This is a genomic window from Halorubrum sp. AD140 (assembly GCF_034497445.1).
Lineage (GTDB): Archaea > Halobacteriota > Halobacteria > Halobacteriales > Haloferacaceae > Halorubrum.
On record NZ_JAXRUU010000085.1, the window covers coordinates 1 to 10,437 of the forward strand.

Here is a 10,437-nt window from a genome sequence, read left to right on the forward strand (position 1 = left end):
CGCGTCGTCGCGGTCTCGTCACCCACTACGCGTCGTCGCGGTCTCGTCACCCACTACGCGTCGTCGCGGTCCCCCGGCGACTCGATCACTTCCGGCGTCCCGCTCAGGATTCCCCGCAGCCCCGTCATCGGCTCGCCGACCCGAACGCCGTCGTCGGTGATGCGGAACTCGCGGATCGTCCGCTCGAAGTCGCTCGTCCGCTTTTTCAAGACGCCGATCGCCTTGCGTATCTCGCCTTGCACCTCCAGGTGCCGGAGGAACACGATGTTGTCGGCGAGGTAGCTGATGTTCTCGACGGTCGCCCGGAACTCGCCGGTGACGTTCCGCGTCTCGTCGACGAACACCGCCGTCACGCCCGCGTTCTTGAGATACCGGCCCAGCGCGTGCAGCTGCTGGAGGAGCATCCCCTCCTCGCCGCGGAGCGTCAGGCGGTACCCCGCGATCCCGTCGACCATCACCATGTCCGCGCCGCGCTCCTCCACCTCCTCGCGGACCATCCGGGCGAACTCCTGTGGCGATCGTTCGAGGGCCTCCACCTCGTTCACCTGGAGCGTCCCCTTCTCCAGCATCTCGTCGACCGGGATGTCGACCGCGCGAGAGCGCGTGAGGAACGTTCCCCGGTTCTCTTCGAACAGGTAGATGACCGAGCGCTCGCCGCGGTTTGCCGCCTCTTTCATGAACTGCGTGCTCAGCGTCGTCTTGCCGACTCCGGTCGGCCCGCTGACGATGGTGACCGTTCCCCGTTCGAGCCCGCCGTGCAACAGGTCGTCGACCTCGTCGATCCCGGAGGAGACCTGTTCGAACCCGACCTCGCCCGCGTGCGCTCCGGGCTGGAGCGCCGGGTACACCTCGATGCCCGCGTCGGTCACCCGGTAGGCGTGGTCGCCACCCTGCGTGGACGAGCCGCGGAACTTCGGCACGTCGATCGTCTTCCCGTACTCCTCCGCCCCCAGCCGAAGCGTCCCGTCCGTGATGAACTCCAGGTCGTCGGTCGGCAGCGAGTCGGTGTTCTGGACGGTGAACACCACGGTCGCGTCACGGTCCTTCAGGAATCGCATGAACCCGACGACCTGCTTTCGGAACTGGTAGTCGTCCGAGTGCAGGAACCGGAGCTGGGTCAGCGGGTCGACGACGACTCGGTCGGGGTCGACTGCCATGACGCCCTCCACGATCCGCTCGGTGAACGGCTCGCCCTCGACCTCCGAGGGCGAGAACACCTCGTACGACTGGTCCTCGGTGAACACGTCGGCGCCAGGGCTCAGGTCGAGGAACTCGATCTCGTCCGTGTCGAACCCGAGCGCCGCCGCGTTCGCCGTGAGATCGCGAACGTCCTCCTCTAGGTTGATGAACAGCGACGTCTCTCCCTCGTCGACGCCCTGCTGGAGGAAGTGGAAGCTCAATATCGTCTTCCCGCTTCCGGCCCGCCCCCGGAGCATGTAGCTCCGGTTCGGGATTAGCCCCCCGGACAGTATCTCGTCGAGTCCCGCGAGTCCGGTCGAGTCGCGACCGGGGAATGGCGATGTCATGGGGCCTACTCGAACGGCCTGGTAAATATAATGGGGGCTACTCGAACGGCCCGGTAAAAATAATGGGTAACTCTTAGTGCCGGTGTAACCTCCTTTCACGAAAGATGGATTCAGGCTCCGGAGAGGCCGCAGACAGCGTGGCCCCGGAGAACGCTCCGGACGAGGCGTTCGCCGCCGAGGCCGCCGACGCGCCCCACGGAGGACCACCTGAACCGGACGGCGCCGCGCAGATACTGCTCTTCATGCGGCCGGGACGGGACCGCGATCTGTTGACCGAGGCGCTGAGCGATCGATTCCGCGTCGAGGCGACGACCGACGTCGAGACGCTGGAGTCGAGGTTCGACTGCTGCGTCTTCGACACGCAGGAGTTCAACCGAGTCGCCGGGACGATCCAGCGGCGACGGAAGCTGTCGGCGTCCGCGTTTCTCCCGTTCGTCCTGCTCGCGAGCGACGAGTCGCTCGGGCCGGCGACGGAGACCGCCTGGAACTACGTCGACGACGTCATCGAGCTCCCCGTGCGAAAGCGGGCGCTCCGGTCCCGGATCGCCAACCTCGTCGAGCGGCGGCGCACCTCGCTCCGGCTCGCGGCCCGCGAGCGGAAGCTCGCCGAGACCGTCGAGGACCTCCGGCTGAAGGAGCGAGCGATGGACGAGGCGCCGGTCGGAATCACGATCGCGGAGGCCGGCGAGGACGGGGACGACCCGCTGGTGTACGTCAACGAGGGCTTCGAGACGCTCACCGGCTACGGCTCGGCGATGCTCGGCGAGGACTGCCGGTTCCTGCAGGGCGAGGGGACGGACCCGGAGACCACGGCCGCGATCCGCGAGGCGATAGCGGACGAGCGACCGATCTCGGTCGACGTTCTGAACTACCGGAAGAACGGCCAGACGTTCTGGAACCGACTCACGGTCGCCCCGATCCGCGACGGGGAGGACGAGGTCACCCACTTCGTCGGGTTCCAGACGGACATCACGGATCGGAAGATCCGGGAGCGCCGGCTGGAGGTGATGAACCGCGTCCTCAACCACAACCTCCGGAACAAGATGAACCTCATCACGGGGTACACGGAGCTGTTGCGATCGGACCTCGACGACGAGAACGCGCTCGAGTCGCTCGAGGTGATCGGCGAGACGACGGACGACCTGATGCGGATCGCGGAGGCGGCTCGGAAGATCGAATACACGCTCTCGGACGTCTCGCAGGTGGAGGACGGCATCGACCTGCGCGAGCAACTCCTCGTGCTCTCGAGTCGGATGCGTGACCGGTTCCCCGAGGCGACGCTCACCCTCTCGCTTCCGGACGACGACCCGATCGAGACGAGGGTGGTCGGGCTGGTGACCGCGATAGAGGAGGGCGTCGAGAACGCCGTCAAACACAACGACGACCCGCGTCCGTCCGTCGACGTCCGCGTCAGTCGGCAGTCGTCCGGGTGGATCGCGATCGAGATCGCCGACGACGGCCCGGGGATCCCCGACCACGAGACGCAGGTGCTCGAACGGGGCGAGACGTCGCTGACCCACGCGGACCGGCTGGGGATCTGGCTGATCTACTGGGTCGTGAACAAGGCCGGCGGCAAGTTCACCGTCGACACGTCGTCGGAGGGGACCACGCTCAGGCTGACGGTTCCCGCGAACCCCTGAGTCTGAGCCTCGCTTCGACGGCCGGACGCGGCGCAGGGCGGAGTTTCGCACTCACATCGGTCGCTTCGACCGCAGCCGCGCGAGTCGGATCCGCGCCTCCTGTCGGCTCGTCCCCCGGACCCGACCCGTCTCGGCGTCGGCCATCGAGGCGAGCGACAGCCGGTCGAGCAGGGGCGGCCAGTCGGCGGCGCCCGCCGCCTCGCCCGCGAACGCGACCGCGTTCCCGAGCCCGGCGCGCTCGGCGCTCCCCAGCCGCGCCACCGCGGCGTCCGCGTCCCGGCGACCGCCGCCGACGTAGCAGCGGTCGCCGACCGCGGCGGGGACCCACGCCGGCAGCAGGAGCAGCCAGAGCAGGACGCCGGCGACCGTGTACGCCCACGAGGGGATCCGGTCCCGCTCCGGCTCGTATCCGTGGATCCGGTTGACGCGCCGGTCGGCGGCGGTCCGGTCGGCGCGGCGCCCGACGAGCAGCGTCGCCAGCAGCGCGACCGTCTCGACGATCGCCAGCGCGGGCAGCAGGGCGGTGGTGACCGCCGCCTCCCGGGTCCGGAGCCGGACGAGCGCGTGGCGGAGCGCGGCGTCGCGGTCGGCCGCGGGGAGGGAGAGCAGCCGCGTCGAGACGACGAGCCGCGCTACCCGGTAGCCGTCCGCGACGGCGACGTTGGCGGCGTCGGCGCGGACGACCGTCACCGCGGGGGGGTCGACGCCGACCTCCCCCGCGAGGGTCGCGACGCGGTCGGCGACGAAGTCTGCCGGCCGGTCGTCGAGTTCGGCCGACGGGAGCCGCGCGATCCGCCGGTCGACGAGCGACGGGCCGAGCAGCGCCGACCCCCCGAGGCCGAGGGCGACCGCGGCGAGCGCTGCGGCGGCGGTCGGGGAGAGGCCGCCGAGCGCGGCCGAGTCGACGACGCCGAGGCCGGCGGGACCGAGGAGGGCGGCGAGGGTGATCAGCGGCGCCGCGGCGAGGAGCACCGGAACGGTCGCGAGCGCGACGACGCCGACCGCCCGTCGGAGCCGAACTCGACCACGCGGGTCGCCGGCGGGTCGGGGTGGCGGGCCGTCGGTCCCTCCGGAAGGCGGAGGCCCTCGGGCGCGCGGATCGACGGACTCGCTCATCACGCACTGGATGCGAGGGCCGGCGTAAAGCTCTGCCGGAGCCGCCGTCGAGGACTCGGAGGGGCCGGCGGTCGGCGGTCGCCGACGACGACTGCAGGGTCGCGACCGCGCCCGGCGCCGGACGACGGTGGCCCTTTCGGAGCTTTTAACCCGATTCCACCACCAAATCAGAGTAATGGCTTTTGAGGATCTACTGAACGACCCCGTCATCCAGAAGTACCTCCACGAGCTGGTGGGGCCGACGGGGATGCCGGTCGCGGCCGCGCCGCCCGACGGCGAGGTCACCGACGAGGAGCTGGCGGAGGAGCTCGGGCTGGAGCTCAACGACGTCCGTCGCGCGCTGTTCATCCTGTACGAGAACGACCTCGCCACGTACCGCCGGGTGCGCGACGAGGACTCGGGATGGCTCACGTACCTCTGGACGTTCCACTACGACAACATCCCGGAGAACCTCGAAGAGGAGATGTACCGGCTGCTGGAGGCCCTCGAGGAGCGAGAGGAGTACGAGCGCACCCACGAGTTCTACCTCTGTGAGGTGTGTTCGATCCGGTTCGAATTCGGCGAGGCGATGGACTTCGGCTTCGAGTGTCCCGAGTGCGGCTCGCCGGTCGAAGCGATGGACAACGACCGGCTCCGCGAGGCGATGGACCGGCGCATCGAGGAGCTCCGCGACGAGCTGAACGTGGACGTGACGGGCTGATGGTCGTCCTCGCAACCAAGTGCTACGTGGAGGGCGACGCCCGCGAGCGCGCGCTCGACGGGATGGGCTCGCTCGTCGCCAACGACGTGGGCGAACTGCGCGTCGACTGGCAGGTCGGCGTCCGCGACGACGGCTTCGTGCAGGTGGACGTCACCGGCGAGGACGCCGCGGTGGCCCGCAACGTCCTCGCGGAGACGTGGGGCGAGATCGTCGCTCACGACGCCGGTCTGGAGGCCGGCGTCGAGTACGTCGGAACCCTCGAATCGTGGGACGACGACGGGTTCGTCCTCGACGCCGGCGTCGACGTGCGGATCCCCACCGACGAGATCGGTCTCGGCGTCGGCTCCCCCGAGCAGGTCGTCGAGCGGTTCGGACTGGTCCAGCACCTGCCGCTGCGGTTCGTCTACGGCGGCGACGCCGGCGACGTGGACGCGGAGCCGAGCCGATTGGCCGACGCGGAGCGCGACCGCCTGTACGACTGGCGGCGCGGCGACGGCCGGGTCAACGTCAACTCGGCGACCCGCGGCGAGGTGCGCGCGACGGTGAACCGCGCGGGCCACGCGCAGGACATCGTCACCGTCGAGCGGCTCGGACTGTTAGAGCAGAGCATCGTCTGCACCGAGACCACCGACCCGCCGGGGCTGCTCGCCGCCATCGGCTCGTACCTCCCGGCGGAGATGCGCTGCGTCGTCTGAGCCAGTGAACAGACGCTTCGTCGTCGCGACGGCGCTGGTCCTCCTGCTCGTCGCCAGCTCCGGCTGTCTCACCTACCTCAACGACGGCGGCGAGGTCGGGAACGAGACGCTCGACGCGGAGCCGCCGATGGAGTACGAGTTCGACGCCGACCGCGACGCCACGTTCGAGCTGTCGACCGGGAACCAGTACACCGCGGTGTACGACGTCTCCGACGTCGAGGAGCTCCGGCTGTACCGGCAGACGCCGTACATGGGCGACCAGCCGCTCGAGTTCGAGGCGTTCCGCTACCGGACCGCGGACGGTGAGGTGCTTAATGGCAGCGAGTTCCGCGCCCGCGGCGGCGAGGTCGACCGGACGCCGGACGAGACGTGGGTCCGCTTCCCCGACGACATGGACGACGGCCACGTGGCCTTCTCGTCGGCCGGCTCCCCGCGGCGGTTCACGACGCTGGCGTACGTCGACGGGTCGTACGCGGTGACGCTCCCGTCCGGGTTCAGCACCGACTTCCCGGTCGTGGGACACGTCTCGCCGCGCGACCACGAGATCGAGACGGTCGACGGGCGCGACCGGATCACCTGGGAGTCGGTCGAGGGCGGCTCCGTCGTGGTCCAGTCGTACCGCGAGACGGACCTGCTCGTCTTCGGCGTGATCCTCGCCGTCGCGCTCGTCGCGGCGGTCGTCGGAACCGCCTACTTCCGGCGACAGCTCGAGGCGCTCCGGGAGCAGCGGCGGGAGCTGGGCCTCGACGTGGACGACGAGGAGTAACCGGCGTCGGCCGACGGCCGGTCGGGCCCGGCATCCGACCGAACGCGGACGCTTTTGAGTGCGCGCCGCCTTGTCGACGTATGAACGCCGCCGTCGTCACCGTCGGGGACGAGCTCCTCGTCGGTGACACCGACAACACGAACGCGACGTGGCTCTGCGACCGGCTCGACGAGTTCGGGGTCGTCGTCCGCCGGGTGACGGTCGTCCCCGACGAGGTCGGCGAGATCGCCCGCGTCGTCAACGAGTACCACGCGGAGTACGACGCGGTCGTCGTCACGGGCGGGCTCGGCCCCACCCACGACGACGTGACGATGGAGGGGGTCGCGGCCGCCTTCGGACGGGAACTGGTCGAGAACCCCGACGCGGCCGCGTGGCTCGCCGAGCGCGGGTACAGCGCCGACGACCTCGCCGCGGAGACGACCCACCTCCCGGCCGGCTGTCGGCCGCTCTCCAACGAGGTCGGCGTCGCGCCGGGCGCCGTCGTCGAGTCGGCGTACGTCCTCCCCGGCGTCCCGCACGAGATGAAGGCGATGTTCGAGTCGGTCGCTGGCGAGTTCGAGGGGACGCCGACCCACACCGTCACGGTCGACGTCGACGAGCCGGAGAGCGCGCTGTTGGAGCGGTTCACGGCGCTCCAGGAGGAGTTCGACGTGAGCGTGGGCTCGTACCCCGGGGAGAGCGTCCGCGTGAAGATCACGGCGACGAGAGCCGCGGAGGCCGAGCGTGCGGCCGAGTGGGTGCGAGAACGCTCGGATCTGGTCGGGTCGGAGGAGCGGTAACGACCGGACCGGCGGCGCGGCCGACTATCGGTAGAGGTACGCCAGCCACACGGCCGTGACGACCAGGCCCGCGAGCAGCACGGCGATCGCGGTCGCGTCGATCGGGAGCGGCTCGGTCACGGCGGCTTCCAGGAGCATGCGTCGGGATTGCGGCGGGGGCGACTTAAGCGTTCGAGTTCCGCGCTCGGCGAGCGAGACGTGCCCGCTTAAGAGTCCGCCGACGTAGACTCGACCATGCACGTCGGAGTCGTGGTGAACCCGGTCGCCGGCATGGGCGGCCGCGTCGGGCTCAAGGGCACCGACGGGAAGGTCGCGGAGGCGATCGCTCGCGGCGCGGAGCCGCGGGCGCCCGACCGCGCGCGCCGGATGCTGGACCGGCTCGCGACGGTCGCGCCGGAGACGACCGTCTCGACCGCGGCGGACCCGATGGGCGAGCGGCTGGTGAGAGGGGCCGGTTTCGACCCGGTCCGCGTCGTCGATCCGTTCGGAGACGACCGAAACGGGGTCGACGGTCCGCCAGACCCCACGGAAACGACCGCCGAGCACACCGTTCGCGTCGTCGAGGCGTTCGTCGGGAGCGGCGGAGAAGACGGGGGTACCGGGGACGTCAGTCCGGCCGCCGGCCCGATCGACCTGGTGCTGTTCGTCGGCGGCGACGGCACGGCGACGGACGTGGCGGCGGCGCTGGAGGCGGCCGGCTCCGAGGTCCCGATGCTCGGCGTTCCCGCGGGAGTGAAAGTGTACTCCTCCGTCTTCGCGGTCTCGCCGGAGGACGCCGCCGAGGTCGCGGCGACGTTCTCGCGGACCGAGCGCCGCGAGGTGATGGACATCGACGAGGACGCCTACCGCGAGGGGGAGGTCCACCCGGAGCTCCGGGCGGTCGCGCGCGTCCCCGTCGCCGACGACCTCCAGTCGTCGAAACAGACCGCGAGCGGGACCGTCGAGTCGCTTGCGGAGGGGGTCGCGGAGGACATCCGCGCCCGCGAGGGCGAGGGCGTCACCTTCGTGCTCGGCCCGGGGTCGACCGTCGGCGCGATCAAGGCCGAGCTGGGCTTCGAGCCCTCGTCGATCGGCGTCGACGTGTGGCGCGACGGTGAGGTGGTGGTGCGAGACGGGACGGAGCGAGAGATCCTCGACGCGCTCGGCGAGGAGAACGTGGTCGTCGTCTCGCCGATCGGTGGGCAGGGGTTCGTCTTCGGACGCGGGAACCCGCAGCTGTCGCCGGCGGTGATCCGGCGCTGCGATGTTCGGATCGTCGCCTCGCGGGCGAAGCTCGACGGCGTGCGCGTGCTCCGCGTCGACACGGACGACCCCGAGCTCGACGCCGAGCTCGCGGGATGGGTCCGCGTCCGCGTCGGGAAGTTCGAGACGCGGATGATGCGGATCGCGTGAGCGGAGCCCGTCGACGTCCGCCTCGGCGTCGACGTCCGCCCCTGCCACGTCCTCACGCGCAAGCGAACGGTTTTTGCGTCGACCGACGGGAGGGGACGTATGGACGAGGACACCCCCGAGGAGGCGGGGCCGTCGGCGCCGTCGGACGACTCCCGGGCCGAGGCCCCGGGATCGGTCCGCGCCGACGGCGGGGCGGAGCGCGCGGACGGACCGACCGAGGACGTCGCGCTCGACCCGTGGGGATCGGCGTCGGTCGGCGACTACGCGGACCTGTTCGCGGAGTTCGGCATCGAGGCGTTCGACGACGTCGCAGACGACGTGCCGGACCCGCACTACCTGATGCGCCGCGGCGTCATCTTCGGACACCGCGAGTACGACGCCGTCGCCGAGGCGATGTCGAACGGCGAGCCGTTCGCCGCGCTCTCGGGGTTCATGCCCACCGGCGACCCGCACATCGGCCACAAGCTCGTGTTCGACGAGATCATCTGGCACCAGGAGCGGGGCGCCGACGCGTTCGGGCTGATCGCCGACCTCGAAGCGCACTCCGCGCGGGGGATGTCGTGGGACGATATCGACGAGCACGCGCGCAACTACCTCCTCTCCCTCCTCGCGCTCGGCTTCGACGCCGAGGAGGGCGAGCTGTACCGCCAGTCCGACAACCGGGCGGTGCAGGACCTCGGCTTCGAGCTCGGGTCGAAGGCGAACTTCTCGGAGTTCGAGGCGATCTACGGCTTCGACGGCGAGACCAACATCTCGCACATGCAGAGCGTGGTCACCCAGACCGCGGACATCCTCTACCCGCAGCTCGTCGACGAGCCGAAGCCCACCGTCATCCCGGTCGGCCCCGACCAGGACCCGCACGTCCGGCTCACCCGCGACCTGGCGACCCGCGTGCGCTACTTCAAGGTGACCGAGGCGTTCGCCTCCTTCGAGGTTTCTGAGGAAGAACGACTTCTCCTCCGGTGGGCGTACAACAATTTTCAGGAATCGCTCCACAGCCAAGATATTGACAAGAACGCAATACGGTGTGACTTGGTTGCAAGATTCCTCCAGCATCACAAAGAACTATACGACGAAACAGATGTCTCTCCCCGTGGTGCAGAAGCACGGTTGTCGGACAAGGAGGGCCTCCTAAGATACGAAGTCTTCCACGACAAGAACGGCGATTTCTCACTCCCGCGCGACTACGGTGAGGACCCGTTTGCTGACGTCCTCGCTATCGAGACCCTTCCCCCTGAAGGAATTCACCATGCAACGTTCGACTCACTCGTTCGAAAGCTGGCGAATTCTGGAAAAGAACCTCTACGACGGCGGTTGAGGTTCCTTGATCGGAATGCGACCGAAGAAGCGTTTAGCGGACTGATTGACGCTATTGACGGTGAAAAGAGAGTTTATGATGAGCACGTCGACGCATTCGACCTCACCCGTGAGGAAGCCGAGTCGCTGGCGCGCGAGGTCGAGATCGATCACGACGGCTTCGGCTTCCGGCAGCCCTCCTCGATCTACCACCGGTTCATGACCGGGCTCACCGGCGGGAAGATGTCCTCGTCGATCCCGGCGAGCCACATCTCGCTGCTCGACGACCCCGAGGACGGCTACGACAAGGTGATGGCGGCGACCACGGGCGGCCGAGACACCGCCGAGGAGCAGCGCGAACTCGGCGGCGAGGCCGACGAGTGCCCCGTCTACGAGCTGTACGCCTACCTGCTCGCGGGCGACGACGACGAGCTCACCAAGACGGTCTACTCCGAGTGCGTCAACGGCGAGCGCCTCTGTGGCGGCTGTAAGGAGCAGGCCGCCGAGCTGATGCGCGAGTTCCTCGG

The 10,437-nt window shown here is 69.6% G+C and carries 9 protein-coding genes; 7 read left to right on the plus strand and 2 right to left on the minus strand.

Translation table 11 applies throughout. From position 1 onward, the window contains the following. Nucleotides 1-53: 53 nt before the first annotated feature. Nucleotides 54-1,526: an ATPase domain-containing protein gene (locus U4E84_RS15245; RefSeq protein WP_322532973.1), complete on the minus strand. Its 1,473-nt coding sequence runs from the start codon at nt 1,524-1,526 to the stop codon at nt 54-56. A gap of 104 nt (nt 1,527-1,630) precedes the next feature. On the opposite strand from U4E84_RS15245, the gene U4E84_RS15250 reads away from it, so the two are divergent. Then, nucleotides 1,631-3,166, plus strand: a complete 1,536-nt coding sequence (locus tag U4E84_RS15250; RefSeq protein ID WP_322532974.1) for a PAS domain-containing protein — start codon at nt 1,631-1,633, stop codon at nt 3,164-3,166. A 51-nt stretch (nt 3,167-3,217) separates the two neighbouring features. Here the strand turns inward: U4E84_RS15250 and U4E84_RS15255 are convergent, their stop codons facing one another. Further along, nucleotides 3,218-4,282, minus strand: a complete 1,065-nt coding sequence (locus U4E84_RS15255; protein ID WP_322532975.1) for a hypothetical protein — start codon at nt 4,280-4,282, stop codon at nt 3,218-3,220. Between the two features lie 175 nt (nt 4,283-4,457). On the opposite strand from U4E84_RS15255, the gene U4E84_RS15260 reads away from it, so the two are divergent. The 6 genes from U4E84_RS15260 to U4E84_RS15285 form a co-directional block, all read left to right on the plus strand. Then, the gene (locus U4E84_RS15260; protein ID WP_322532976.1) at nt 4,458-4,982 is read left to right on the plus strand and encodes a transcription factor; all 525 of its coding nucleotides are present in this window, start codon (nt 4,458-4,460) and stop codon (nt 4,980-4,982) included. Then, nucleotides 4,982-5,677, plus strand: coding sequence for a DUF2110 family protein (locus tag U4E84_RS15265; RefSeq protein WP_322532977.1), 696 nt, complete (start codon nt 4,982-4,984; stop codon nt 5,675-5,677). Before U4E84_RS15260 ends, U4E84_RS15265 begins: the two co-directional genes overlap by 1 nt. Nucleotides 5,678-5,681: 4 nt before the next feature. After that, nucleotides 5,682-6,443, plus strand: a complete 762-nt coding sequence (locus U4E84_RS15270; RefSeq protein WP_322532978.1) for a DUF5803 family protein — start codon at nt 5,682-5,684, stop codon at nt 6,441-6,443. Between the two features lie 80 nt (nt 6,444-6,523). Further along, nucleotides 6,524-7,222 carry a molybdopterin-binding protein gene (locus tag U4E84_RS15275; protein ID WP_322532979.1) on the plus strand — a complete coding sequence of 233 codons (699 nt, stop codon included), beginning with the start codon at nt 6,524-6,526 and terminating at the stop codon, nt 7,220-7,222. Nucleotides 7,223-7,456: 234 nt separating this feature from the next. After that, entirely contained in the window at nt 7,457-8,614 is a 1,158-nt protein-coding gene (locus U4E84_RS15280; protein WP_322532980.1) for an ATP-NAD kinase family protein, read from the plus strand. A 99-nt stretch (nt 8,615-8,713) separates the two neighbouring features. Further along, the coding region (locus tag U4E84_RS15285) for a tryptophan--tRNA ligase (protein ID WP_322532981.1) at nt 8,714-10,437 on the plus strand (1,724 nt) is incomplete at its 3' end.